The following is a 26,217-nucleotide window of genomic DNA, read 5'->3' as shown; positions in this document are numbered from 1 at the left end:
CCTTACGCCGCCACGACGCCGGTCGCCTTGCCCTTGGTATCGGAATCGCCGTCGGGGCGGTCTTCGTGCTTCGGCGAAGGCCACAAGCCCGCCGGGCGCACCAGCATGATCAGCACCAGCGCCAGGCCATACAGCAGCTGGCGCAGCACTTCGGCCTCGATCAGCACCTTGCCGAACAGCTGCATCTGCACCGGTTCGACGACGTGGCGCAGCACTTCCGGCAGCGCCGCCAGCAGCAGCCCGCCCAGCACCACGCCCGGGATGTGGCCGATGCCGCCCAATACCACCATCGCCAGCACGGCGATCGATTCGGTCAGCGAGAACGATTCGGGCGACACAAAGCCCTGGAACGCGGCGAACATGGCGCCGGCCACGCCGCCGAACGAGGCGCCCATCGAAAAGGCCAGCAGCTTCACGTTGCGGGTGTTGATGCCCATGGCCTTGGCGGCGATTTCATCCTCGCGGATCGCCACCCAGGCGCGGCCCAGGCGCGAATGCTGCAGGCGCGCCGTGATGAAGATCGTGGCGATCGTGAGCGCCAGGAACAGGAAATAGTACGCATTGACGGACGGGATCTGCCAGGCACCGATGGACACCATCGCACCGGAGCCCTGCTCGCCCGCCAGGTCCACGCCGAACACCCGGATCGGATCGATCAGGTTGATGCCCTGCGGCCCGTTCGTGAAGTTGACCGGATCGTTCAGGTTGTTCATGAAGATGCGGATGATCTCGCCGAAGCCCAGCGTGACGATGGCCAGGTAGTCGCCGCGCAGCTTCAGCGTGGGCGCGCCCAGGATGGCGCCGAACAGGCCGGCCAGCCCCGCTGCGAACGGCACGATGAACCACACGGACAGGTGGATGCCGTTGGTACGGATCTCCTCGCCGAGGATGGCCACCAGCGTTTCACCGAACGCCGGGTGCAGCATGATGATCGATTCGAGGAGCGCGGCGAATTGTGGCGAGGCCAGCAGGCCCGTCAGGTACGCGCCCACCGCGTAGAACGCGATATAGCCCAGGTCGAGCAGGCCGGCAAAGCCGACCACCACGTTCAGGCCCAGCGCCAGCATGATGTACAGCAGCGCCAGGTCGGCGATGCGCACCCACGAGTTGCCGTAGTTCTGGGCGATGAACGGGAAGATGAGCATGACCGCCAGCAGCAGCGCCATGCTGGTGTAGGCCTTTTTCGGATCGCGCGACGTATCGAAATTGAGCAGTGCCATGTTCGTCTCCTCAGGCGCGATCGGCCACGCGTTCGCCCATGATGCCGGACGGGCGCACCGTCAGCACCAGGATCAGCACGATGAACGCGAAGATGTCCTGGTAATGGCTGCCGAGGAAGCCCCCGGTCAGGTCGCCGATGTAGCCGGCCCCCAGGCTTTCGATGATGCCCAGAACGATCCCGCCGATCATCGCGCCATAGATGTTGCCGATGCCGCCCAGCACCGCGGCGCAGAACGCCTTCAGGCCGGGGATCGTGCCCATCGCGAACTGGATCGACGCATAGTTGGCGCCCCACATCACGCCCGCCACGGCGGCCAGCGCGGCACCGATCGCGAACGTGTAGACGATCACGCGGTTCGAATCGACGCCCATCAGGCCCGCCACGCGCGGGTTCTCGGCCACGGCGCGCATGGCCCGGCCCATCTTGGTTTTTTCGACGAGCAGCACCAGCGCGCACATGGACAATGCGGCCAGGGCCAGCAGCAGGATCTGCGTGATGCTGATGACGGCGCCGCCGATGGCGATCGGGTCGGAAGGCAGCAGTTGCGGGAACGGCAGCGGGTTGCGGCCCCAGATCATCATCGCGAACGTCTGCAGCAGGATCGACATGCCGATCGCGGTGATCAGCGGTGCCAGGCGCGGCGCATTGCGCAGGCGGCGGTAGGCGATGCGTTCGATCAGCACGTTGACGATGATGCAGCCGGGGATGGCGCCCAGGATGGCGATGCCCAGTTGCAGCCAGCCGTTCATCTCGGGGAAATGGGCGCCGAGGAGGCTCAGGATCGTCAGGCCGATCATGGCGCCGATCATCAGCACGTCGCCGTGGGCGAAGTTGATCAGGTTCAGCACGCCGTACACCATCGTGTACCCCAGCGCGACCAGCGCATACATGCTGCCCAGCACCAGCCCGTTGATAATCTGTTGGATGAAGGTGTCCATCGCTCCCCTTGGTTTGCTCGACCTTTTTTGCGGCGGCCGGCGTATCGCCCGCCGCCGCGTAACAAAAACGGCACCCGGAGGATAGCCCCGCAGTGCCGCCGCATGGCGCATCGTTCGCGCCGCTGTCCCTTGCCGCTGTTTGTTTCCGCCATCGTCCCTGTCGGTCACCAGGCGGCCTGCATCCTACTACTTCCGCGCGCCTCCCGGAAGCCGGTCAAAAAGAAGTCTGATCGGCAATGAGGAGGTCGCCGGCTCGCCATCATAGCGATTCCGGCCGAAAACTTCGCGTGGAAAAATCCCGTGAATGCTGAACAATATTTAGTTTACAGCATGGCGGGTCAAACGAGGCCTTTCGGCAATGGGAACGTGACGTTTTCCTCGACGCCTTCCAAAGGGCGAACGCTCTTCGCGCCCAGCTGCTTGAGCCGGTCGATGACGGCCTGCACCAGCACCTCGGGCGCCGAGGCGCCCGCCGTGACACCGATGCGCTGGTGGCCTTCGAGCCAGGCCGGATCGATCTGCTCGGCCCGGTCCACCATGTAGGCGGGCGTGCCCATCTTGCGCGCCACTTCGCGCAGGCGGTTCGAGTTCGAGCTGTTCGGGCTGCCGACGACGACGACGACTTCGACCTGCGGCGCCATGAACTTCACCGCTTCCTGGCGGTTCGTGGTGGCATAGCAGATATCGCCCTTCTTCGGCTCCTGGATGGCCGGGAAGCGCGCCTTCAGTGCCTCGATGATCTCGGCCGTGTCATCCACCGACAGCGTGGTTTGCGATACGTAAGCCAGGTTTTCAGGGTTGGCCACCTGCAGGGTTGCCACATCGTCGATGGTTTCCACGAGATGCATGCCTTCCTCGGCCTGCCCCATCGTGCCTTCCACTTCCGGGTGGCCGTCGTGGCCGATCATGATGATCTCGCAGCCGGACTTGCGCATCTTGGCCACTTCCACGTGCACTTTCGTCACCAGCGGGCAGGTGGCATCGAAGATGGCCAGGCCGCGCGCTTCGGCCTCGGCGCGCACCGCCTTCGACACGCCATGCGCGGAAAACACCAGCGTGTTACCAGCGGGTACGTCATCGAGCTCCTCGATGAAGATCGCGCCCTTGGCGCGCAGGTCTTCGACGACGTAAGCGTTGTGCACGATTTCGTGACGCACGTAGATCGGCGCGCCGAACTGCTGCAGTGCACGCTCGACGATCTCGATCGCGCGGTCGACGCCCGCGCAAAAGCCGCGGGGCTGGGCCAGGAGGATTTCTTTATCGGTTTGCATGGCGATGGTCATGGGCTTGCTTGTCCGGTTACAGCACGGAGATCAGGTTCACTTCGAAGCGCACCGGCTGGCCGGCGAGCGGGTGGTTGAAGTCGAAGATGGCGGCGTCGTCATGCAGTTCGCGCAGGATGCCGGAAAACCGCCCGCCGCCCGGCGCCGCGAAGTCGACCAGGTCGCCCACGCGGTATTCCGCGCCGGGAACCGAATTCTCGTCCAGCGTGGCACGGGTGACAGGGCGGACCAGGTCGGGATTGCGCGGACCGAAGGCCACGCCCGGCTCCAGGTCGAACGTTTTCTGCGTGCCTTCCGGCAGGCCGAGCAGCAGCTCCTCCAGCACCGGCGCCAGCTGGCCGGAACCGAGCATCAGCGTGGCCGGGTTGCCGCCGAAGGTGGAGACGATATCGGTACCGTCCAGCTGGGCCAGGCGGTAATGCAGGGTGAGGTACGCGGAAGGAGTGACGACGTTCGACATGATGGGGGCGAAATGGGTGCGGTGGGCGGGCAAACCGGTATTGTAAGCCAGCTTGGCATTGCCTGGCGGATCGCGCAGTGTTCCCGGCAAGTCGCCGATGTCTTTGCCATATCAGTATGCGCGGCTCCGCCCGCTTTCATAATGGCCTTCCGATCACGTCACGAAAGGCAACCCATGAGCATCTCGAACTGGCCGGTCCACCAGCGCCCGCGCGAACGCCTGATCCGCGACGGCGCGCAGGCATTGTCGGACGCGGAATTGCTGGCCGTCTTCCTGCGCGTGGGGGTGCGCGGCAAGAATGCCGTGGAACTGGCGGGCGACATGGTGCGCCACTTCGGTTCGCTGCAAGCCTTGCTGCGCGCCAGCCTGAAGGACTTTACCGACGTGCCGGGCCTGGGGCCGGCCAAGTATGCGCAGCTGAACGCCGTGATCGAACTGGCGCGGCGCGCAATCAGCGACGAGATGCTGTCCGGCGAATCGATCTGCTCACCCCAAGCGGCGAAGCAATACCTGCGGCTGGCCATGGCGGGCCGGCCCTACGAATCGTTCCATGTCCTGTTCCTGGATGTGCGCAATCGCCTGATCGCCGCGCGCGAGCTGTTTCGCGGCACGCTCACGCACACCAGCGTCTATCCGCGCGAAGTGGTGCGCGAGGCGCTGACCCGCAATGCCGCCAGCGTGATGCTGGCGCATAACCATCCATCGGGCACGCCGGAGCCCAGCGAGGCCGATGTGCTGCTGACACGCTCTCTCGTACAGGCACTGGCACTGGTCGACATCCGCATCCTCGACCATTTCGTTGTGGCCGGGCATCGTGTCCATTCTTTCGCGGAGAACGGCCAGATTTAACGATTCGCGCCCCGCCCTTGCTGCAGTTTACCGTTAGATATCAATGACTTCGGTTTGCGCCAAGCAATCGCTTCGTCATGCATCGGCTAAATGTTAAATATTTTCCCAAGTCTATGACACAATTGTTTTTCACAAGTGATTGAAAAAGCTCAGTTTTTTGGATACACTGCTGTTTTTCCGAATTCGGAAGTAATTTTAAGGAGTGCAACATGGCACGTGTTTGCCAAGTCACTGGGAAGAAGCCGATGGTCGGCAACAACGTTTCCCATGCAAACAACAAGACGAAGCGCCGTTTCCTGCCGAACCTGCAGAATCGCCGCATCTTCGTTGAATCTGAAAACCGCTGGGTCTCCCTGCGTCTGTCCAACGCCGGTCTGCGCGTGATCGACAAGGTCGGCATCGACGCCGTCCTGGCCGACATGCGCGCTCGTGGCGAAAAAGTCTAATAGGGAGCTATCATGGCAAAAACTGGCCGCGACAAAATCAAGCTGGAATCGACCGCTGGTACGGGTCACTTCTACACCACGACCAAGAACAAGCGCACGATGCCTGGCAAAATGGAGATCATGAAGTTCGATCCCAAAGCCCGCAAGCACGTGACGTACAAGGAAACCAAGATCAAGTAATCGATCTTGCTCCATTAAAAAAGCCGCTCTCGAGCGGCTTTTTTGTTGCCTCGGCAAATCAATTGCCTAAAACCGGGGTCAGACCCCGTTTTTAGGCAATTTACCGCCAAGCGCACATTGCTCACCATGACGCCCAAGTTGCCAGCCCGGGATCCTTGCTTGGAGCTCTCCTATCTGTCGCGCCGCCACCACAGATAGACGGTGAATTTCCCAAAACCGGGGTCAGACCCCGATTCTCGGCAATTTCGCCAATGCACTTCGCTAACTATGACGCCAGGGTGCCAGCCCGGATCCTTGCTCTAAAGGTCTCCTATCTGTCGCGCCGCCGCGACAGAATAGCCCGTGGATTTACAGGAAAGAAACAGGGGACTGTCCCCGAATATTGGCAACAGTGTGAGCGCAGGCAATAAAAAACGGCCCCGAAGGGCCGCTTTTGATGAAGCATTGGAAATCAGGCGTAGCTGCGCAGGCGCAGGGAGAACTCTTGCAGCGCCTTGATGCCGGACGTTTCGGCGCGGTGGCACCAGTCCTGCAGCTTGTGCACCAGCTCTTCGCGGGTGAAGTGCGAGCGTTCCCAGATCACGCCCAGTTCGACGCGCATATTGTGCATCGTTTCGAGGGCCTTGCTGTGCTGGAACAGCTCGGTCAGATGTTCCTTCTGCGCCGCTTCCAGCTTGCCTGGTTCACGCTGCATCAGCTTGCGGGCCGACTTCAGGAAGCCCGATTCCAGCTGGGACTTGTTCTTCAGGTGCTCGACTTCCTCGTCCCATGCGTGCTTGACCGACTTGGCATATTTCGACATCACGTCATAACGGTTGGCGATCACCGCATGCAGCGTTTCGATGTCGGCCTGCAGCTTGCCAGGAGCAAATTTCGGCTTCGGCGGCAGCTTCTTCACCTTTGCCAGGCCAACCATTTCCATCATGCGGATGTAACCCCAGCCGATGTCGAACTCATACCACTTGGACGACAGCTTGGCCGACGTCGCATACGTGTGGTGGTTGTTGTGCAGCTCCTCGCCGCCGATGATGATGCCCCAAGGAATGATGTTGGTGGCGGCATCCGAGCAGTCGAAGTTGCGGTAACCCCAGTAGTGACCGATGCCGTTGATGATGCCGGCGGCGGTGATCGGGATCCACAGCATCTGCACGGCCCAGACCGTGAGGCCCTTGGCGCCGAACAGCGTGACATTCAGGATCAGCAGCAGCGCCACGCCCTGCCAGCTGTATTTCGTGTACAGGTTGCGCTCAATCCAGTCGTTCGGCGTGCCGTGGCCGTACTTGTCCAGCGTTTCCTTGTTCTTCGTTTCAGCGCGGTACAGCTCGGCGCCTTCCCAGAACACCTTCTTGATGCCGCGCGTAACGGGGCTGTGCGGATCTTCTTCGGTATCGCATTTGGCGTGGTGCTTGCGGTGCACGGCTGCCCATTCCTTCGTGACCTGGCCCGTGGTCAGCCACAGCCAGAAACGGAAGAAATGACTCGGGATCGCATGCAGCTCCAGCGCGCGGTGCGCCTGGTGCCGGTGCAGGTAGATCGTGACGGCCGCGATCGTGATGTGGGTGACGATCAGCGTATAGATGACGGTTTGCCAGTTAGACAGACCAGTAATGCCATGCGTCAGGAAGTCCAAAACAGCGTTCAAGCTCTATCCATCCAATGAAATGATTTCCAGGCGCGCGGAAATCTTGCGCAACGCCAGCAGACGTTACCATCAATTGTACGCGCATTCGTCCGGGACAGGCAGAACGATTACCGAACGTCATGTGGTATTTCGGGGATCGGCAGTTGCCCGATGATGCGCATTTCCCGTTGCGGGAACGGCACCGAGATCTGATGGTCCTTCAAGGCCTTCCAGATGGCCCGGTTGACATCGGACGTGACGCCGCCGCGGCCGTTTTCCGGATCGCCGATCCAGAAGCCCACCTGCAACTCCAGGCCGTCGGCGCCGAAGTTGAGCAGCGTGGCGCCCGGCGGCCGCGATTTCAGCACCCGCGGCACCGATGCCGCCGCATCTTCCAGCAACTTCAGCGCATAGTCGAGATCCGTGTCGTACGCCACCGACACTTTCGTGCCGATCCACACTTCCTTGTTCGTCAGCGTGGTGTTCTGCACCGGGCTCGACACGAACATTTCGTTCGGCACGATCGATTCCACGCCATCGAGCCCCTGCAGGATCGTGTAGCGCGTGTTGATCCGCGCCACCCGGCCGCTGAACTTGTCCACGGTGATCATGTCGCCGATCTGCAGGCTGCGGTCGAGCAGGATGATGAAGCCGGAGATGTAGTTGCTGGCGATCTTCTGCAGGCCGAGACCGAGGCCGACGCCGAGCGCGCCGCCGAACACGGACAGCACCGTGAGATCGATGCCCACCAGGTTCAGGCTGAACAGCACGGCAAACACGATCAGCAGCGCCCGCCCCACACGCGCCAGCACCACCCGCACGTTGGAATTGAGCGTATCCACGCCCATCAGCCGTTCTTCCAGCGCTGCGCCGGCCCACATCGCCAGCACCAGCGTGACCACCACCGACACCAACCCCTGCAGGATCTCCGCCGCCGTCACCTTGTTCTTGCCAAGGCGCAGCGTCATATTGTCGAGATAGCGGTAGATGTCGTCCCAATAACCGGTGATGTACAGCGCGAACGCCCCCCACACCACCAGCTGGAAGATCTTTTCGAACGTCAGCATCGTCGCGCCGATCTCGCCACGGCGCGCGAACACCCGCCGCAACAGATAGAACGTGAGACGGATCACGGCCAGCGAGCCCCAGATGGGCAGCGCCACCCTCAGCAGGTTGACGTGATACCAGCGTGAGAGCACGATCTGCGACAGCCACAGCAGGCAGACGATCGCCAGCGGCCCGATCACACGGGCAAAGCCTTCGACGCCGAACCGGGCCATCGTGCCGCGGTCTTCGCGCCGTCCGATCCGGGACAGCGCCATGCGCGACAATGTCCAGCCCAGCACCACGGACAGGACCAGCGCTCCCAGCTGCCACATCAGGCCGGGATCGCGCAGGTCACCCAGCAGGTCGTTCCATAATGCCGACAGCGGGATCTGCTTCATCAGTCAGCGGCCTCGTCTTCGGAAGGCTCGTCGGCCGGCACCGCCTTGGCCATCGGCTTGCGCTCGAACACGGCGGCAAAGAATCCATCGGTCTGGTGCCGGTGCGGCAGCAGCTTCAGGTAGTCGCCCATTTCCAGGTCGATCTTCTGTTCGGCCAGTACCTGGCTCATCGGCACGAGCTGGAAATCCGGATGGCTGGCGATGAACTGTTCCGCCACCGCGTCGTTTTCCTCGTTCAGCAGGCTGCACGTGGCATACACGAGGCGGCCGCCGCTTTTCACCAGGCGGGCGGCGCCGTCCAGGATCGACACCTGCTTGGCGTGCATCTCGGCGATCGCCTCCACTGGCTGGCGCCATTTCACGTCCGGGTTGCGGCGCAGCGTGCCCATGCCGGAGCACGGCGCGTCGACCAGCACGCGGTCGATCTTGCCGGCCAGGCGCTTGATCTTGGCATCGCGTTCATGCGCGATCGCCACCGGGTGCACGTTCGACAGGCCCGAGCGCGCCAGGCGCGGCTTCAGCTTGGCCAGGCGCTTTTCGGAAACGTCGAACGCATAGAGACGGCCCGTGTTGCGCATCTGCGCGCCCAGCGCCAGCGTCTTGCCGCCGGCACCGGCGCAAAAGTCCACCACCATCTCGCCGCGGCGCGCGCCCAGGATCTGGGCCAGCACCTGGCTGCCCTCGTCCTGCACTTCGATCGCGCCTTCCTTGAACAGCGGCAGGTTCTGCAATTGCGGCTTTTTCAGCACGCGCAGGCCCAGCGGCGCGAACGGCGTGGCCGTGGCGGCAATCGGCGCCTGGGCCAGCTGCTCGATGACCTTGTCGCGGTCCGCCTTCAACGCGTTCACGCGCAGGTCCAGCGGTGCGGGCGTATTGAGCGCATCGGCAAGCTGCAGCGCTTCTTCTTCGCCATATTGTTCGGCAAGCTTTTCCCACAGCCACTTCGGCATATTGGTGCGCAGCGACTTGTGCAGCAGCGTGCGGTCGATGTCCTTCATTCGCTTCAGCCACTCGACTTCCTCGTCCGACAGGCCGGGCAGCGCGTCGATGCCCACGGCATCGACCAGGCCCAGCAACGTCAGGCGGCGCATCGTCGCGCCGCCGTTCGGCTCGGAAAACTCGGTGAAGAAATTCTTGTTGCGCAGCACCGCATAGATGCATTCGGCGATGGCGCCGCGCTCGCGGCCGCCGAGGCGCGGGTGGTCCTTGAAGTAGCGCGACAACGTGGTGTCGGCCGGCGCGGTAAAGCGCAAGATCTCGCGCAGCACTTCTTCGGCGCTGGCGAGTACTGCTGGTGGCAATCTCATGGGGAATCCTGGTGATGAATTAGTCCGCGGGGCGCGGGTTGTGCGGGGTATGGACCTGGCCGTTCTCGACGGTCAGTTTATCTTCGATGAACCAGCGGATGGCGCGCGGATACAGCATGTGCTCCTGCACCAGCAGGCGCGCCGACAGGGTGTCCGGCGTATCGCCCGGCAGGATCGGTACCGCTACCTGGTCCACCATCGGGCCATGGTCCAGTTCCGCGGTCACGAAATGCACGGTGGCGCCGTGTTCGGCATGCCCGGCGGCCAGCGCCGCCTCGTGCGTGTGCAGGCCCGGGAACAACGGCAGCAGCGATGGATGGATGTTCAGCATCCGGCCGCTGTAATGCTCGACGAAAGCGGGCGTGAGGATGCGCATGAAGCCCGCCAGCACCACGAGATCCGGGGAGAACCGGTCGATCACGGCCTGCAGCGCGGCATCGAATGCTTCGCGGGTCGGGTATTCCTTGTTCGGCACCACGGCGGTCGGAATACCGCGCGCCGCGGCGAATTCCAGGCCCTTGGCATCGGCACGGTTGCTGATGACGGCGGCGATCCGCGCCGGCCACTGCTCCGCTTCGGCGGCGCGGACCACGGCTTCCATATTGCTGCCGCGGCCCGAAATGAGGATGACGATATTTTTCATGGCCGACATTGTACCCGGTGCCGTCGGGCCGACCAACGGCCGGCGGCGCGGGATGCGGCTGCCGGCGTTATTCGAACGAATAAAAGACGCGGAACGGCACTTTCTTTTCAGCCCACCAGTCGGAGGAATCGCGGAACACGTCGAGCAGCGTTTCGCGTGCTTCGCGGTCGAATTTCTGGGTATTGGGCAGTTGTTCGAGCACGATCACGAAGCCGGGTTGCTCACCGGCCGCGGACAGCGTTTCCGTCAGCGTGGTGCGCAGCGCGTCGAAATTCTTGCCGCAGGGCTTGGGGAACCTGAATGATTCGGCGATGATGCCCAGTACTTGCTGCTTCGTCAGGCCGGTATGGCAATACGCATACAAAAAATGCTGGCCCAGGCGGCCGGCCTCCTCTTGCAGTTCAGCGATCCGGAATGCCCTGATGGACTGAACGAGATTGGGCGGCACGGTTAAGAACAAACTCATTTTTCCCTCAAAATCGACCTGTTGTACGGTATGTGTTTTATATTGAAGGCACCTATACAAGGCATGCGGCGCGACACGATGAGACATCGATGGAATGCCTGGTGGGATACCTGATGGCATACCTCATGGCATACCTGATGAGGAATCCCGTGTGCTTCCCGATGTGTACCCGTCAGTCGCACGCTACGCCGCTGCACGGCAGCGCTAGTCGCGTTTCTCTCCGTCAATTCGATCCCTAGAGTGTAAGGGTAACGTGTTGTACAGCATGAATCAACTTTAATGTGACAGCGTGCGCAAGATTTGTTAAAAGCTGGTCATCTTCAGGGCCATTTAAGATGCTTTGCCGACAATCCTCCACCTTGGCGCATTCGCCGTCTTGCCGCGCCCCCATCTGCATCGGGTTACATTTTGTTGCCATGAGCCCAGATTACAGCCGCGCGCCGGCATTACCATTGAATCGCATAATGCATATTTCCTGTCTTGTCCTGATAAAAGACAATCACCTATCGAGGTACCCCAAATGAAACTGCAAGCCCGGTTGCCATTGAAACTTTTATTGTCGGCCACGCTGATCGGTGCCCTGCCGGCCGTGCAGGCTGCCGATTTCGAGGATTACGGCCGTGTCGTGCGCGTGACGCCGCAGGTCGAGCGGGTGAACCGCCCGCAACAGGAATGCCGTACGGAATACGTGCAGGTGCAGCAGCCGCAGCAGCGCGGCGTGGGTGGTTCGATCGTCGGCGGCATTGCCGGCGCCCTGCTGGGCAGCCAGGTGGGCAGCGGCAGTGGCCGCACGGCAGCCACCGCCGCCGGCGCCATTGCCGGCGCGGTGGTCGGCGACCGCGTCGGCAACCAGAATGCCGCGCCGGCGGGCGTGCAGGAACAGGCAGTGAAGCAATGCCGCACCGTGGACAGCTGGGAATCGCGCACCACCGGTTATGAAGTCGTGTACGACTACCGTGGCCGCAATTACACCAGTTATATGTCGCAGGACCCGGGCGAACGCGTGCGCCTGCGCGTATCGGTGGAACCGATCCAGTAATCGATTTACCGGAACATGAAACTGCCGGCCTTGTGCCGGCAGTTTCATTCGGACGCCATATTGGCATCGCGCGGGGGCGTACCCGGATCGCAGGTTCGATGCACGAACTTGATACAGTGCTTGATACAGTGCAAAGCGGCGCGGGATAATAGGCCCCCACCTGGATCCCCACCATGCTGATCAAACGTAAATCCATCGAAAAAGAAGAATCGTCCCGCCCGGCCCGGGCAGCGGCAAAAACCGCCGCGCGCAAGCTGGCTCCCTATAAACCGAAATTCGCTCCCATCACCTTGTCCGAACTGGATGGCGTGCGCTACCTGCATTTCGGTACCGAATGGGTGCAGGGTGCGATGCGCATCCGCAAGCCCGACTGGCCCGAACTGGAATACGCGCAGCAGATGATGGCGTGGATGCTGTGGAACGCGGCGCCGCGGCGGATCGCGCAACTGGGCCTGGGCACCGCCGCGCTGACGAAGTTCTGCTACCGCGCCTTCCCCGAGGCGCAGGTCACGGCGGTGGAACTGAATCCGCACGTGATCGCGATCTGCCAGTCGATGTTCAAGCTGCCGCCGGACGACGCGCGGCTGCGCGTGCTGGAAATGGATGCGCTGGACTTCGTCAACGACCTCGGCAACCACAACACGCTCGATGCCTTGCAGGTCGACCTGTACGACGCCACCGCGCGCGGACCGGTGCTCGACTCGGCGGAGTTCTATTCCGCCTGCGCCGCCTGCCTGACCGACGACGGCATCATGACCGTGAACCTGTTCGGCGACCACCCCAGCTATGCGAAAAACCTGAAGGCGATGAAATTCGCCTTCCCGCAGGTGGTGAGCCTGCCCGAGGTCCACGACGGCAACGTGGTGGCGCTGGCATTCAAGCGCGCCCGCCCCATCGATATCCCGGCCCTGGAAGCGCGTGCAAAGGAGATCCTTGCGCAGACGAAGCTGCCGGCGAAATCCTGGGTCAAGGGCCTTGCCACGACAAAGACCTGACACCATGACCAGGACACTCGACCTGCAGCAGATCTTCACGTGGCTCCTTGCCGACGGCATGGTCGAGAAAGCCGGCGTCAAGGCACTCTACGCGCAGGCGCAGGGCATCCTGCGCAATACCGCCGGCTCGATGCACCCGCTGTGCGCCGTTGCGCACTGCAAGATCCTGTCCGCGCAGCCGCCGCACAGGCAATTGACGCTGGACCTGCTGACCGAATGGCTGGCGCAGCGCGCGCGGCTGCCGCTGTACCGCATCGATCCGCTGAAGGTGGATTTCACACGCGTGGCGGACGTGATGTCGGCCAGCTACGCGGCCCGCTTCAACATCCTGCCCGTCGAGATCTCGGCCGATACGTTGACCGTCGCGACGGCCGACCCGTTCGCGCTCGAATGGGAGCCGGAAATCGCGAAGATATCGCGCCGCTCGATCCGCCGCGTGATCGCCAACCCGCTCGATATCGCCCAGTACACATCGCAGTTCTTTTCCCTTGCGAAGTCGATCCGGGATGCCAACAAGTCCACCGGCCAGGACCTGGCGCTGCGCAACAACTTCGAGCAGCTGGTCGAGATGGGCAAGAGCAACCGGCAGGTCGATGCCAACGACCAGCATGTGATCAACATCGTCGACTGGCTGTGGCAATACGCGTTCGAGCAGCGCGCCTCCGACATCCACCTGGAACCGAAGCGCGACATCGGCAACATCCGCTTCCGCATCGACGGCGTGCTGCACCAGGTGTACCAGGTGCCCGCCGTGGTGATGATCGCGATGACCGCGCGCATCAAGCTGCTGGGGCGGATGGACGTGATCGAAAAGCGCCGCCCGCAGGATGGCCGCATCAAGACGCGCACGGCCGGCGGCCAGGAAATCGAGCTGCGGCTGTCCACGCTGCCCACGGCGTTCGGCGAGAAGCTCGTGATGCGCATCTTCGACCCGGACGTCGTCGTCAAGACGCTGCCGGAACTGGGCTTCCCGCCCGAGGATGCGGCACGCTGGGATGCGCTCACGAGGCGCCCGCACGGCATCATCCTCGTCACCGGCCCCACCGGCTCGGGCAAGACCACCACGCTGTACACCACGCTGAAGGCGCTCGCCACCTCCGAGGTGAACGTGTGCACCGTGGAAGACCCGATCGAGATGGTGGAAGCGTCGTTCAACCAGATGCAGGTGCAGCCGGGCATCGAGCTGTCGTTCGCCGATGGCGTGCGCGCGCTGATGCGGCAGGACCCGGACATCATCATGGTCGGCGAGATCCGCGACCTGGCAACGGCCGAGATGGCGATCCAGGCGGCACTGACGGGCCACCTGGTGCTGTCGACGCTGCACACGAACGACGCGCCATCGGCCGTGATGCGGCTGCTGGAACTGGGCGTGCCGTACTACCTGCTGGAGGCGACGATGATCGGCATCATGGCCCAGCGCCTCGTGCGCACGCTGTGCCCGGACTGCAAGACCCCCGACGGCGAACTGGCGGACGATATCTGGGAAAGCATCGGCGGCGCATGCAACCTGCCGAAGCCCCAGCAGGTGTACCGCCCGGCCGGCTGCCCCGAATGCCGGCAGACGGGCTTTCGCGGGCGCACCGGCATCTATGAACTGCTGACCGTCAGCGCCGCGTTCAACGACCTGGTGCAGGAAGAAACCGATATCGCCGCGCTGCGCCGGCAGGCAGTCGCCGACGGCATGAAGCCTTTGCGCATCGCCGGCGCATGGAAGATCATCGAAGGCGTGACGACCGCGGAAGAAGTGCTGAAGGCAACGGCGTCGCTTTCCTGATGCAGGTTCGCCAAGGCCGTTCTGATACCGCACAATTTTTTATATCGAGGGCCTTGGCATGGCGCAAGGACCCCTATATAATACGGCCTCTTTCGGGTCGTTAGCTCAGCTGGTAGAGCAGCGGACTTTTAATCCGTTGGTCGCAGGTTCGAATCCCGCACGGCCTACCACGAATAGATCAGAGAAGCCAACCGTTCGCGGTTGGCTTTTTTGTTTGGCGCTGTCACCCGAGCCCATGGGGTGAACTGAACCATTGCCGCACTCGCTGTCTCATCCTGTCGGCCACCGTCACGGCAGTTTCCCACCTTGCGCAAGGTCATACAATCATGACAATTTCGCGCAACTATCCCTGAACATCGGCTTCCCCGTCCCGCTACGATAGCGCTCGTTCATGGCATTGGCCACATCGTGCACAGGCGCAAGGAGCATGCGCCGCGATTCATGAATCGACCACGAACTCTGCACCATTGCCTGACACTCCCCATTCGGCCAACCCTCGCGGTTGGCCTTTTTTTTCGTGAAACTTTCACGACAAATCCGCGCAACAATCACGCAAGACGCCGCTACCGGCCGGGCTAACATGATGTTCTTTCCATAACACGCCGGAGCCCAAGAACATGAAACTGTCCGCTATCGCCGCCGCCCTTGCCCTGTCGCTGCCACTGACCGCCCTTGCCGATGTCGCCTCCTCGGCACACTTCAGCAATTTCCATTACGAGGTAATCGATCTCGATCTGAACGACGGCATCACGGCCGCCCTGACGCTGGACGAACCCGGCAAGGGACTGACCGCCGGCTTCGACCCCGGCAACGGTTTCCCCGACCCGCTCGAGTACCTGTTCGAGGATGGCACCGTCAGCGCCACGGTCGGTGCCGGCAGTGCGATGGCATCGCTGGCAAACGGCGTGGGGCATGCATCGGCATCGTTCAACGGCGTTACGGGCGAGCTCTTCAGCACGATCGCCGTGGGTCACACGTACACGCTGACGGCGAATACGCAAGTCATCCTGTACCTCGATGCTGAGGTCGCCGGAGGCGCTGGCGCCGGCAATGTGTGGAGCCCGAGCTACACCGGACTGTTCGCCATCAACGACGATCCCGTCACCGGCGTCCCGGTCCAGACCGAGGACTATCTGGCGAGCTACCTCGGCAACACGGCCGGGCGCCAGCTCACCGTGAGCTTCACGAGCGGCGACACGGAACAGGTCGGCGAACTCGGCTACTTTGCCGGCGCCTACGCCGGCGTCAGCCCGGTGCCGGAACCATCGCAGGTCGCTCTGCTGACCCTGGGCCTGGCGGGTTTTGGCTGGCAGGCGCGCCGCGCACGGCGCAAATAACACGGCAGCGTCACCTCGCCACGCAAAAGCCAACCGTCGGCGGTTGGCTTTTTTGCTTTTCATGCACGACGAAACGCCTTGCGGATCGAAATGATTCTCATTTATATTGCAGGCTTTTTGCCGAAAGCCCCCATGCCCGCCCGCAAGTCCCCTTCTCCCGCCACCAGCCTTGCCGCGCTGTGCCTGCTTTCCGCCACGCTGCCGGCAGCCGCCAATACCGATGATGCCGACGAAACGACGATGCAGCAGGTGACCGTCGTTGCCGAGCGCACGGCCGAGGGCTATAACGCGCAGCAGGCGCGCGGCGCCACGCGTACCGATACGCCGCTCAGGGAAGTGCCGCAATCCGTGCGCGTGATCGGCCAGCAGCAGCTCGACGATCTGGGCGCGACGCGCATGGCCGACACCGTGGACTTCGTCAGCGGCATCTCGCGGCTGAACGACTTCGGCGGCACGTGGGACAACTTCGCGATACGCGGTTTCAGCAGCACGGATATGGGCTACCTCGTGAACGGCTTTCCCGGTTCGCGCGGGTACAACCCGCCGCGCGACACGGCCACCGTGGAGCGCTTCGAATTCCTGAAGGGGCCGGCCGGCGCCGTCTATGGCAGCAGCGAGCCCGGTGGCACGATCAACATCGTCACCAAGAAACCCAGGTTCGAGAATGCCAATGTGGCCGAGGTCAGCCTCGGCAGCACGGGCCTGCGGCGCGCCACGCTGGACAGCACCGGCGCGCTGACAAACTCGGTGGCCTACCGGCTGAACATGATGGCCGAGGAAGGCAGCACGCGCTCCTCGCTGCTGCACAACAAGCGCCATCTGGTCGCTCCCGCGCTGACCTGGGTGATCGACAGCCACACCACGCTGAACGTGGAATCGGAATTCCTGCGCACCAATACGCCGCTCGACCGCGGCGTGATCAACGTGCGCGGCGTGCTGGGCACGCTGCCGCGCGACCGCGTGCTCAACGAGCCCGGCGACGAGAACATGCGCCTGAACAGCGACATGTACCAGGCCACGCTCGAGCACATGCTGGCGGACGGCTGGCGCCTGCGCGTCGGCGCCAGCTACAAGGAAAGCGATTTCTACGGCGAGTACACGGAAGCGACTGCGCTGGCGGCGGACAACCGCACGCTGAACCGCCAGGCCACCTGGCGCACGCTGCCCTCGCGCGACGCGGCATTGCAGGCCGAACTGGAAGGCAAGTTCGCTACCGGCGGCGTCCAGCACACGCTGCTCGTCGGCGCCGAGGCGTCGCGCCTGTGGATGAACATGGAGATCCTGCGTTCGGCGAACCGCCCGATCGATATCTACACGCCCGTGTACGGCACCCCGGCCGCGGCGCTGACGAACCTCACCACCAGCTCCGACGAGCGCCAGCGCGTGAAGGCCGTGTTCGCGCAGGACCAGGTCAGCCTCACCGATCGCTGGAAACTGCTGGCCGGCCTGCGCTGGGACGAATACAGCCAGTCGCTGGAGAACCGCGTGGCGAAAACCTTCGTGTCGCGCAAGCAGAGCGCCGTCACGCCGCGTGCCGGCGTCACGTACCTGCCGAACGAATACAGCTCGCTGTATGTGTCGGCCGGCAAATCGTTCCGCGGCAATAACGGCACCGACATCGCGGGCCAGGCCTTCGATCCGCAGCGCTCGACCGCCTATGAAGCGGGCTGGAAACTGCAATCGCGCGACGGCCGGCTGGGCGCCACGTTCGCCCTCTACGACATCGTGAAGACCAATGTGCTGACCGCCAGCGACATTCCCGGCTACTCGGTGGCGGCCGGAGAAATCCGCAGCACGGGCGCCGAGGCCGACGTGAACGGCCAGGTAGGCCGCCACTGGCGCATGATGGGCAACGTGGCATGGGACGATGCGCGCGTAACGAAGGACAAGACGCTGGCCGCCGGCACGCGCCTGGCCAACGTGCCCGAGGTCAGCGCGGGCCTGCTGGCGATCCGCGAAGACCGCCTGCCCGGCGGCGGCCGCTACGGCGTCGGCGCCGGCGTCAATTACGTGGGCGAGCGCTCGGGCAACAACGCCGATACGTACTCGCTGCCGGCCTACACCACGTTCAAGCTGGTCAGCTACTGGCAGCTCAACGGGCGCACGCGCCTGTCGGTCGACGTGCACAACCTGGCCAACCGCATGTTCTACACGTCGTCGTGGGGCAACCTGTACGTGACGCCGGGCGCCGAACGCAGCGTGGTCGCCCGCCTGAAGGTCGACCTGTAAAGCGGGCAGCCCCGGTCTCTCAGGACCGCAGTGACGCGCCGTCGGCCGGCCAGGCCGGCGTGGCCGAAGCAGCTGGGGTAGAAGTCCGCGTTGCAGCGGACTGCACGGCGCGACCCAAGGGCACCTCCACCCAGCGGTGGAACATGGCGCCGGCCGCGAGGCTCGCCGCCCATGCGATCGCCATGCCCAGCAGCTGCCATTGGGGCTCGGCCGGCACGAAGCGCGTGAATGCCGCGTTCACGACCAGGCACACGGGGAAGTGCACGAGGAACACCGCGTATGAAATGCGCCCCAGCCTGCCGATGGCCGCTGCCGCGAGGCCGCCCGACTGCGTGCGGGCGCGGCCGAACAGGAACAGCACGCCGGCCACGGCCAGCGCCAGCGCGATGCGCTCGCGGAATTCGAGCACCAGCGCACCCAGCACCGGCAGCACGGCCAGCGCCACCAGCATTGCCACGGTACCGCCCTTGCGGGTGCGATCGCCGGCCCACCAGGCCATCGCTCCCAGCCCGTAGCTGCCGAAGAAATACGGCGCCCAGTCGTCCCAGTCTCCATCCAGGTTGAAGTACAGCAGCGAGACCGCGATGCCCGCGGCAACGGCGCATGGCACCAGGTATGGCAACGGGCGCGAGCCGGCCACTCTTCCCGCGAGCCACAGCAGCAGGGCCAGCGCCGCATACAGCTGGAAATCGATGGCGACATACCACGCGCCGGCCGACAGCGATTCATATCCCAGCACGCCGTGCAGCAGCACCGCATGGGCGCACAACTGCGCGAACGTGGCCGGTGCGGAAATCGAATCGTGTGTCATCCAGGCTGCGGCCCAGGCGGTGACCACTGCGGCCAGCAATGTCGCGGCCATGAAGGGTGGTACCAGCTTCACGTAGCGGCGCCAGATCGCCGCGCGCGGCCGGGGCAGCCCGGCATGCCCGGCGGGGCTCAGCGACTTCGCGGCCAGGAAGCCGCCGATGACGAGGAACACCTGCACGGCGATGCGCGCCGTGTCGCCCAGCCAGTCCATCAGGTCCGGCATCAGGGGGCGCGCCCGGTCGGCCATCGGGCCGTAGAACGCCATGTGGTGCAGCACGATCAGTTGCGCCGCCACCGCCTTCAACAGGTTAATGAGTACGAATTCCGATCCGGTCTGCGTGTTTTCTCCAGGGCTTGCCAACTTCATCCGCTTCCTTTTTGCTGCCCGTCACGGCTTTCGCGGCCGTGACGATTTGATAAAGGACGGGAGAATAGCCGAGTTGACTGATCCGTGGCGCAAGAAAGTGCACGGCTGTTCGCAACACGGCTCCGGCTCGCCCTTATTTTCCGTTCTTCAGCCGCCAAAGCGACGTGGGCAACGCGATCGGCGCACCGGGCTTGAAGAACGCGGAATCCTGGATGCGCGACGTGGTCACGTACACGGTGCCGTCCGGGCCCTGGCTGAACGTGTCGGGCCAGCGCAGGCGCGGGTCGCGGATCACCAGCCGCGGCTCGCTGCCGGGCAGCTGCAGGTTGCGTACCTTGACCGAGTCGTCCTCGGGCGACGTGATGTACATGTGCTTCCCGCCGCGGTCGATCAGCAACCCGTCCGCCACGCCGTTGCGCCCCACCGTTTCCACCTTGCCGCCGATATCGTCGCCGCGCCAGCCCTCCTCGACCAGCACGCTGGTGGCGATGCGGTACAGCGTATCGCCCTTGATCGCCTGCCAGTACAGGTACTGGCCATCCGGCGACAGCGCGATGCCGTCGGCGGCGAATTCGATGCCCTTGCCGTCCGGCCGGCGCAGCGGCTTGCCGTCGGCCGTCACCACCAGGCCCTTCTTCGGCTGCGTGGAAGGATGGCCGTCCAGCAGCCGCTTTGCTTCGCCCGTGCCCAGGTCCACCAGCACGATGGCGCCGCGCACGCCGGAATCGGTGATGTACGCCCACTTGCCATCCGGCGAGAAGCGCACGTCGTTCAGGTAGGAACCCTGCGTGGCCACGCTTTCGTCGAAACGGATGTTCTGCAGCACCGCGCTCGACGCCAGGCTCACGCGCACCAGCTTCGGCCCGCCCGGCACGATCGGCCCCTGGGCCGGCGCGGCGGGATCCAGCACCCATACATTGCCCGCCTTGTCGGCCACCACGCTCTGCACGCACACCCAGTGCTCGCCGGGCGACAGTTCATCCTTGCGCGCATTGCGCCACGCATTCCACTGCTCGTTCGGGAACGGCACGGTCGCGCCATCGCGCACCTCGGCTACGGAGATGGGCGAATCCTCGGTCCAGCGCGGGAAGTTGACGAAGATGCGGCCATCCTCGGCCACGGTCACGCCGGTGACCTGGTGGCCGAAGTCGGCCACTTTTTCCAGCGTAAAACCTTTTTGAAGCGGCGCGGTCTGGGCGATGGCGGACGTGCCGCTGGCCATCAGGGCGGCGGCGAAGAGGGTAATGTACAGGCGGGACAGGCGGAAAAGCGGCAAGCGGGATGGCATCTGATTTCCTTTCGTGACAGGATCGTTTCGGAAACTGCGGGGAAACTGCGGGAAACTTCGGGGCACGGGGGAAAGTTCCCGCACCGCGATGCGCGCGATGATGCCATACGGGTTGCATGTTGCGGCAAGGTAGCGGAACGGGGTGCTACAGTGCGGTTTTCCCTTGCAAGGACATGCAATGAACTGGTTGTACCTCGCCATCGCCATCGTGGCCGAAGTGATCGCCACCTCCGCGCTGAAGGCTTCCGAAGGCTTTACGCGACCGCTGCCTTCCGTGCTCGTGGTGGCCGGCTACGGCATCGCGTTCTACCTGCTGTCGCTGACGCTGCGCACGATCCCGATGGGCGTCGTGTACGCGATCTGGTCCGGCGCCGGCATCGTGCTGATCACGCTGGCCGGCTACGTCCTGTACAAGCAGCGGCTCGACCTGCCGGCACTGGTCGGGATCGGCCTGATCGTCGCCGGCGTGCTCGTCATGCAGCTGTTCTCGAACTCGACGTCGCACTGACCATCGCGCCCGAGGCCGGCGCCGCATGGACCGCGGCGCCGGCGGCGAGCAGCGCACCCGCCAGCAACAGTTGCGTGGCGCGCATCAGGCGTCCGCCCCGATCAGCCGTGCCAGGCCGGAGACGCGCACTGCGCTCCCCTGCCCCGGCAATGCCTGCGCACGCAGGTGGCATGGCACGCCCATGTCCTCTCCCTGCGCGATGTCGATGGCCGGTTCGGGCCAGCCGCTGTCGCGCAGGTAGCCGGCCAGCGCGGCGGCGGCCGCACCGGTTGCCGGATCCTCGTAGACGCCGCCGGAAGCAAACGGATTGCGGGCGTGGAAGCGGCGCGGCGTTTCGGCATGCACCAGCGCGATCGTCGCCCAGCCTTCGCGCCGCATCAGCGTGCGGCCCGCGGCGAGGTCATAGCGCATCGCGGCCAGTGCCGCGCGCGTTTTCAATGCCAGGATCAGGTGGCCCGCGCCGCCGTTCGCCAGCGCCGGCGCAATGCGCTCGTCAAGGTCGGCATCGGTGTAGCCGAACAAGGCCAGCGCTTCGGCGACGATCGCCCTTGGGGCCGGGGTACCGGTGGCAGGCGGGGAAACGAGGCTGGCGGCGAGCGCACCACCTTCCACCCTGGCTTCCACGGTGACGGGCGCATGATTGGTCCGGAGCGCGAACGTGCCCGGACCATGTTCGAGTGCCAGCACGGCGCCGAGTGCGATCGTTGCGTGGCCGCAGAACGGCACCTCGGATTCGGGCGAGAAATAGCGCACCCGCCACTCTGCCGCCGCGCCTTCGCCATCGGGCGCCGCGAACACGGTCTCCGAATACCCGACCGCGGCGGCGATCCGCTGCATGTCCGCTTCCGTGGGCAGCGCCATGCCTGTCCATACGCCGGCCGGGTTGCCGCCGCGGCTGTCTTTTCCATCGCCGGCGCAGAATGCCGCCACCCGTTTCACTTCATCGATCATTGGCCATCCTCCTGGGCGGCCAGTATACCCGCCGTTTTCCGGTTGAAGGCCGGTTGACGGCCGGTTGAAGGCCGATTGAGGGATCCATTGAAGCTCAGTTGAACTCAGTTAAAACTCAGCGCGCCGCTCTCCGCGTTGGTTACTTTCCTGCCTCTCAAATCGATCGTGAAGTGCCCGCTCGGCTTGGCCGAACCCAGGCCCTTGAAGATGCCGAAGACCTGCTTGAACTGGTTCTGGAACGCCACGTGCACGGGGTTCTGGTCGGACACCTGGCTGCCGCTCATCGCGATCGCCGCCGGCGTAGCAGGGAAAGCGCCCATCAGCACCTTGTACTGGTTCACGCGCTCCTGGCCCATGTCGCGCAGTGCCAGTTCGCCGGCATACACGGTGCGGTGGAAGTCGCCATAAAATTCATAGGGGGTGATCTTCGCGAAACTGGCCAGCGTGAGGCCGGCGGCGCCGGCAAGCCGGTCGGCCTTCGCCGTGGCTTCAGCCCAGTCGGCGGCGAGCTGGCTGGCAGCCACCGCATCGGTGCCGGCCGTTCCCTTCGCGGCGCAGCCCGCGGTCAGCGGCAGCACGCCCGGCACGTCCTTCAGCTGGGCCAGCGTGACCTTCGTCCGCAATTGCGACAGGACCAGCATCTGGCGGCCATCGAGGTTCATCGCCGCTTCCTTCATTTCGCAGGGCCAGTATTCGTCCATGAAGCGCAGGCGGGACAGCTCGCCGAAGTAGTAGCGCGTGAACTCGCCGTACGACTGCGTGTCGAGCACGGCGCGGTTCCAGCGCTTCGCCGCATCGGCACTGCCCTGCAGGTAGTCGTATTCGACCTGGTAATACGGGAACAGCTCGTTGAAGCGCGGTACCGCGTTCAGCGGCACCGTCTGCACGTCGATCGTGTCCTTGTCCTTGTACGCCACGATCTTGTACGACGCGCCATACACGGCCAGCGACGGCGACTGCACGTTGACGAGGAAATTGCCGTTCGCATCCGCATGGTCGTTGGTGCCGTTGAAATGCATGTGGCCACCCACGTGCAGCGGGATGCCGGTGGCGGCCACGGCGGCCGTGGTGGCCGCTTCGGGTACGCGCGCGGTCTGGAAAGCGCCCGGCTTGAATACGGCTTTCATCGCGCCCGTCTGGTTGGCGTAGAAATCCATCGTGGGATAGTGCGAGAACGCCATCAGCTGCTTGCCCTGCGCCTTCGCCCGCTCGTTGACGGACCTGATCCATTCCATCAGGTGCTGCTTGTGCGTGAGCACCTTGTTCCAGCCGGCGTTGCCCGCGCCATCGAAGCCCTTGAAGTTCTTCGGGTTGGCCGGATCGAAGTTCCCGTTCGGAACGAACACGTTGGCATCGATCGCCAGCAGCCACAGGCCCTTCACCGGTTCCACCAGGTAGCTGGCGTCGACGATGCTGGTGCACTTCGTGTATGGGCGACCCAGCCTGGTCTCGCCCGCTGCCTTGTATGCGCCGCCCGTGCCCTCGGCGCAGATCTCGAAGTTGCGGTTCGCCAGTGCCGCCTGCGCGCTTGCCTGCTCATACGTGTACGCGCCGCCGTACTTGCTGAACGGCGTTTCCCAGTACACGTCGGCGCGGTTCGGCATGAAGCCGTGTCCGCCCAGTTTGGCCAGCAGTTTCTCGTAGCCCTGCTCCATCAGCTGGTCGGTGCAGACCACCGCCGGATCCCTGGCCTTGCACGCCGCATTGCCGGTGGCGTACACCTTCTGTTCCTTGCCTTCCTTTGTCAGGAAGTCGCTCTTGCCCGCCTCGTTGTCGTCGTGCGGTTCGTTCGGGTCGTGGTTGCCCGGCGCCAGGAAGAAGCGCATGCCCTTCGCCTGGTATTCCTCCAGGATCCCGGCAATGCCGTCGATGTTGATCGGCTGCGCGTCGTCCGAATAATCGCCCGGCAGCGCCACGTGGCGGATACCCTTCGCATAGGCGTCGTCCAGCGCGGCGCGGAACGCAAAGTAGTTTTCGTTGAACAGGCGGGTGGACGTGAGCTGCGCGTACATCGTGCGGATCGTCGCATTCCTGCCATCCTTGGTCGGGATGCCGGCGAACTGGCTGCTCTTGAAGTCGCCGTACACGTTCTCGAAGTGCACGTCGGTCATGAATGCCACCGCAGGCGTGGCGGCCGGCGCCGCCGGCGCGTCAGGCGTTCCCGGCGCAGTTTGCGGCGGGCTGGCGGGGGTGCCGTGGTCGTTGTCGCTGCCGCAGGCGGACAGCAGTGCCAGCGCCAGGATGGCGCCGTACGCGCGAGGTTGCATGCAATACTCCGGTCGGATAAAGGCGGCCATGATCCCATCGCAATTTGACGGCATCATGACAGTTCCTCTCCTCTTGCAAGCTTTATCGAAGGAGGCTTCCATGGATTCATCGACCGAATTTTCCGGCCGTGCCGCGCTGGTGACGGGCGCGGCGACAGGCATCGGCGAGCAGGTCGCACGACGGCTTTTCGATGGCGGCGCCTGGGTCACGGTAACCGGGCATGACGGCGCCACCCTGGAGCGGCTGCGCCGCGAACTCGATCCGGACGGCGAGCGGGTGCTGGCCATCGAGGCGGACGTGCGCGACGAAGGGGCGATGCGGCAGGCGGTGCGCCGCACCGTCGACACGTTCGGCGCGCTCCACCTGGCCGTTAACAACGCTGGATTGACGGGGCCCCACGATACGCCGCTCGAAGCACTGTCGCTGGATACCTGGAACACGGTCATTGGCACCGACCTGACGGGTATCTTTATCAGCCTGAAGGCGGAGTTGCCGGCCATCGTCGCGGCCGGTGGCGGCGCGGTGGTCAACCTGTCGTCCGCCAACGGCATCGTCGGCGTGGCCGGGATCGCCGCCTACACGGCCGCGAAACACGGCGTGCTGGGATTGACGCGGGCAGCGGCGCTCGAATACGCGGACAAGAACGTGCGCATCAACGCCATCGGACCCGGTTACGTGGCCACGCCGCGCATGCTGGAATCGCCTGGTGAAGCACTCGATGCCATGGCCGCATCGCATCCGCTGCAACGCCTGGCCACCCGGGAGGAAGTAGCCGAGTTCATCGCATTCCTGCTGTCGGAGCGGGCATCCTTCTGCACCGGCGGCTTTTATGCGGTGGATGGCGGCTATACCGCGCGATAGGCACCCGGAAGGTCCGAAAAAGGCTGAAAAAAGGCCCGCCTGAAAAGGCGGGCCAGACCGGAGATGCTGGAATCAGCTGGTTGAGCTTATTTCTTGACCTGGATCGAGCTCTTCACGTCCGTCACGCCCTGCACGCCCTTGGCCAGCTCGACAGCGCGGTCAGCCTCGGCCTTCGATGGCACGAAGCCGCTCAGCATCACTACGCCTTTCTGGGTTTCCACGTGCACGTCCATTGCCTTCACGGTATTGTCGGCAGCCATGTCGGCTTTGACTTTGGCCGTGATCATCGTGTCGGACATCGCAGCCTTTGCGGTGCCCGTGGCGTCGGCGGTCTTCTCTTTCGCCGACTGTGCCATGTCGGAAGCCTTTTCGCGCGCATTCGCGGTGGCGGCGGCGGTGCGGTCGCCGGCACGGTCCATCGCGGCGGCGGTACGGTCGCCCGCGCGGTCGGCGGCGGCGGCGGTACGATCGCGCACGTCGGCAGCGGTACCGGCCACGGCGGCACCCGTGCCGTTATCGACCAGCACGGCGGTGCGGCCATCGCCGGCCATCGTCGACGCCATGTTGGCCTTCATCGAACGTGCCTGGGCCTGGCAGGAATCCTTGGCGTTGCCACTCAGGTCGTCGCATTTTTCCTGTGCCAGTTCGAACTTGGCTTCGGCCAGCTTGCGATCGGCGCGGGCCAGTTCGTTGCCGGTGTTCTTGTGCTTGGCCACGGCGTCGCGTTCAGCCTGGGCCTGGGCGACCTTGGCTTCTTCTTCGCACACGTCCTGGGCGTTATCCTTCAGCTTTTCGCAGCGGTCCTTGGCGGCCTTGTAGTTGGCTTCGGCTTTGTCGTGCGCTGCCTGGTAGGCCGAGTTGTTCGCGGTCTGGGCGGTGGCGAATGCGCTGACCAGTGCCAGCGTGATGAATGCGGCTTTTTTCATGGTA

24 protein-coding genes and 1 tRNA gene are annotated in these 26,217 nt (G+C 64.2%); 11 read left to right on the top strand and 14 right to left on the bottom strand.

Annotation, left to right across the window (positions count from 1 at the left end):
* Window positions 1–2: 2 nt before the first annotated feature.
* The 4 genes from ACY65G_RS24405 to ACY65G_RS24390 form a co-directional block, all read right to left on the bottom strand.
* Complete coding sequence (locus tag ACY65G_RS24405) at window positions 3–1,220, bottom strand: ABC transporter permease subunit (RefSeq protein ID WP_464999880.1); 1,218 nt, start codon at window positions 1,218–1,220, stop codon at window positions 3–5.
* A gap of 10 nt (window positions 1,221–1,230) precedes the next feature.
* Window positions 1,231–2,160, bottom strand: coding sequence for a branched-chain amino acid ABC transporter permease (locus ACY65G_RS24400; RefSeq protein ID WP_464999879.1), 930 nt, complete (start codon window positions 2,158–2,160; stop codon window positions 1,231–1,233).
* Between the two features lie 338 nt (window positions 2,161–2,498).
* Window positions 2,499–3,431, bottom strand: coding sequence for a 4-hydroxy-3-methylbut-2-enyl diphosphate reductase (ispH, locus tag ACY65G_RS24395; protein ID WP_464999878.1), 933 nt, complete (start codon window positions 3,429–3,431; stop codon window positions 2,499–2,501).
* Window positions 3,432–3,459: 28 nt separating this feature from the next.
* Complete coding sequence (locus ACY65G_RS24390; RefSeq protein WP_464999979.1) at window positions 3,460–3,903, bottom strand: FKBP-type peptidyl-prolyl cis-trans isomerase; 444 nt, start codon at window positions 3,901–3,903, stop codon at window positions 3,460–3,462.
* A 174-nt stretch (window positions 3,904–4,077) separates the two neighbouring features.
* On the opposite strand from ACY65G_RS24390, the gene radC reads away from it, so the two are divergent.
* The 3 genes from radC (at window position 4,078) to rpmG (ending at window position 5,378) form a co-directional block, all read left to right on the top strand.
* Window positions 4,078–4,752 (top strand): RadC family protein, encoded by a 675-nt coding sequence (gene radC / locus ACY65G_RS24385; RefSeq protein ID WP_130187869.1) that lies wholly within the window; start codon window positions 4,078–4,080, stop codon window positions 4,750–4,752.
* Between the two features lie 209 nt (window positions 4,753–4,961).
* Window positions 4,962–5,198, top strand: coding sequence for a 50S ribosomal protein L28 (gene rpmB, locus ACY65G_RS24380; protein WP_008451488.1), 237 nt, complete (start codon window positions 4,962–4,964; stop codon window positions 5,196–5,198).
* Between the two features lie 12 nt (window positions 5,199–5,210).
* Window positions 5,211–5,378, top strand: a complete 168-nt coding sequence (gene rpmG / locus ACY65G_RS24375; protein ID WP_050411857.1) for a 50S ribosomal protein L33 — start codon at window positions 5,211–5,213, stop codon at window positions 5,376–5,378.
* A gap of 451 nt (window positions 5,379–5,829) precedes the next feature.
* Here rpmG and ACY65G_RS24370 read toward each other — a convergent pair whose 3' ends face one another.
* The 5 genes from ACY65G_RS24370 to ACY65G_RS24350 all read right to left on the bottom strand — a co-directional run bounded on the left by ACY65G_RS24370 (window position 5,830) and on the right by ACY65G_RS24350 (window position 10,860).
* Window positions 5,830–7,020: a DesA family fatty acid desaturase gene (locus tag ACY65G_RS24370; protein ID WP_464999877.1), complete on the bottom strand. Its 1,191-nt coding sequence runs from the start codon at window positions 7,018–7,020 to the stop codon at window positions 5,830–5,832.
* A gap of 107 nt (window positions 7,021–7,127) precedes the next feature.
* Entirely contained in the window at window positions 7,128–8,444 is a 1,317-nt protein-coding gene (locus tag ACY65G_RS24365; RefSeq protein WP_464999876.1) for a mechanosensitive ion channel family protein, read from the bottom strand.
* A complete protein-coding gene (locus ACY65G_RS24360) occupies window positions 8,444–9,751 on the bottom strand; it encodes an RsmB/NOP family class I SAM-dependent RNA methyltransferase (RefSeq protein ID WP_464999875.1) in 1,308 nt (435 codons plus the stop codon). Before ACY65G_RS24360 ends, ACY65G_RS24365 begins: the two co-directional genes overlap by 1 nt.
* A gap of 19 nt (window positions 9,752–9,770) precedes the next feature.
* The gene (purN, locus tag ACY65G_RS24355) at window positions 9,771–10,394 is read right to left on the bottom strand and encodes a phosphoribosylglycinamide formyltransferase (RefSeq protein WP_464999874.1); all 624 of its coding nucleotides are present in this window, start codon (window positions 10,392–10,394) and stop codon (window positions 9,771–9,773) included.
* A gap of 67 nt (window positions 10,395–10,461) precedes the next feature.
* Complete coding sequence (locus ACY65G_RS24350; RefSeq protein ID WP_464999978.1) at window positions 10,462–10,860, bottom strand: barstar family protein; 399 nt, start codon at window positions 10,858–10,860, stop codon at window positions 10,462–10,464.
* 520 nt (window positions 10,861–11,380) lie between these two features.
* Here ACY65G_RS24350 and ACY65G_RS24345 point away from each other — a divergent pair.
* The 6 genes from ACY65G_RS24345 (at window position 11,381) to ACY65G_RS24320 (ending at window position 18,234) form a co-directional block, all read left to right on the top strand.
* A complete protein-coding gene (locus ACY65G_RS24345; protein WP_464999873.1) occupies window positions 11,381–11,899 on the top strand; it encodes a glycine zipper 2TM domain-containing protein in 519 nt (172 codons plus the stop codon).
* Window positions 11,900–12,072: 173 nt separating this feature from the next.
* A complete protein-coding gene (locus tag ACY65G_RS24340) occupies window positions 12,073–12,894 on the top strand; it encodes a spermine/spermidine synthase domain-containing protein (RefSeq protein WP_464999872.1) in 822 nt (273 codons plus the stop codon).
* Between the two features lie 4 nt (window positions 12,895–12,898).
* Window positions 12,899–14,668, top strand: a complete 1,770-nt coding sequence (tfpB, locus tag ACY65G_RS24335) for a type IV pilus assembly ATPase TfpB (protein WP_464999871.1) — start codon at window positions 12,899–12,901, stop codon at window positions 14,666–14,668.
* 94 nt (window positions 14,669–14,762) lie between these two features.
* Window positions 14,763–14,838, top strand: a tRNA-Lys gene (locus ACY65G_RS24330).
* A gap of 447 nt (window positions 14,839–15,285) precedes the next feature.
* On the top strand, window positions 15,286–16,005 hold the full coding sequence (locus tag ACY65G_RS24325; RefSeq protein ID WP_464999870.1) for a PEP-CTERM sorting domain-containing protein: 720 nt from the start codon (window positions 15,286–15,288) through the stop codon (window positions 16,003–16,005).
* 132 nt (window positions 16,006–16,137) lie between these two features.
* The gene (locus ACY65G_RS24320; RefSeq protein WP_464999869.1) at window positions 16,138–18,234 is read left to right on the top strand and encodes a TonB-dependent siderophore receptor; all 2,097 of its coding nucleotides are present in this window, start codon (window positions 16,138–16,140) and stop codon (window positions 18,232–18,234) included.
* Window positions 18,235–18,253: 19 nt separating this feature from the next.
* Here the strand turns inward: ACY65G_RS24320 and ACY65G_RS24315 are convergent, their stop codons facing one another.
* Both ACY65G_RS24315 and ACY65G_RS24310 read right to left on the bottom strand, forming a co-directional pair.
* Window positions 18,254–19,411: an acyltransferase family protein gene (locus ACY65G_RS24315; RefSeq protein WP_464999868.1), complete on the bottom strand. Its 1,158-nt coding sequence runs from the start codon at window positions 19,409–19,411 to the stop codon at window positions 18,254–18,256.
* 133 nt (window positions 19,412–19,544) lie between these two features.
* Window positions 19,545–20,699: an L-dopachrome tautomerase-related protein gene (locus ACY65G_RS24310; protein ID WP_464999867.1), complete on the bottom strand. Its 1,155-nt coding sequence runs from the start codon at window positions 20,697–20,699 to the stop codon at window positions 19,545–19,547.
* 178 nt (window positions 20,700–20,877) lie between these two features.
* Between ACY65G_RS24310 and ACY65G_RS24305 the strand changes: the two genes are divergently transcribed.
* Window positions 20,878–21,207 carry a DMT family transporter gene (locus tag ACY65G_RS24305; protein ID WP_464999866.1) on the top strand — a complete coding sequence of 110 codons (330 nt, stop codon included), beginning with the start codon at window positions 20,878–20,880 and terminating at the stop codon, window positions 21,205–21,207.
* Window positions 21,208–21,291: 84 nt separating this feature from the next.
* Here the strand turns inward: ACY65G_RS24305 and ACY65G_RS24300 are convergent, their stop codons facing one another.
* Together ACY65G_RS24300 and ACY65G_RS24295 are read right to left on the bottom strand one after the other, a co-directional pair.
* Window positions 21,292–22,158: a PhzF family phenazine biosynthesis protein gene (locus ACY65G_RS24300; protein ID WP_464999865.1), complete on the bottom strand. Its 867-nt coding sequence runs from the start codon at window positions 22,156–22,158 to the stop codon at window positions 21,292–21,294.
* A 104-nt stretch (window positions 22,159–22,262) separates the two neighbouring features.
* Window positions 22,263–24,425: a metallophosphoesterase gene (locus tag ACY65G_RS24295; RefSeq protein ID WP_464999864.1), complete on the bottom strand. Its 2,163-nt coding sequence runs from the start codon at window positions 24,423–24,425 to the stop codon at window positions 22,263–22,265.
* Between the two features lie 100 nt (window positions 24,426–24,525).
* Here ACY65G_RS24295 and ACY65G_RS24290 point away from each other — a divergent pair, with 100 nt between their 5' ends.
* Entirely contained in the window at window positions 24,526–25,287 is a 762-nt protein-coding gene (locus tag ACY65G_RS24290) for an SDR family NAD(P)-dependent oxidoreductase (protein ID WP_464999863.1), read from the top strand.
* Between the two features lie 86 nt (window positions 25,288–25,373).
* On the opposite strand, the gene ACY65G_RS24285 is transcribed toward ACY65G_RS24290, so the two are convergent.
* The gene (locus ACY65G_RS24285; protein WP_464999862.1) at window positions 25,374–26,213 is read right to left on the bottom strand and encodes a BON domain-containing protein; all 840 of its coding nucleotides are present in this window, start codon (window positions 26,211–26,213) and stop codon (window positions 25,374–25,376) included.
* Window positions 26,214–26,217 lie beyond the last annotated feature (4 nt).

This window comes from Pseudoduganella sp. jia 12, from assembly GCF_055502675.1.
Note: the sequence above shows the minus strand (reverse complement) of the source record. Positions and strands in the feature narration are given on the sequence as shown.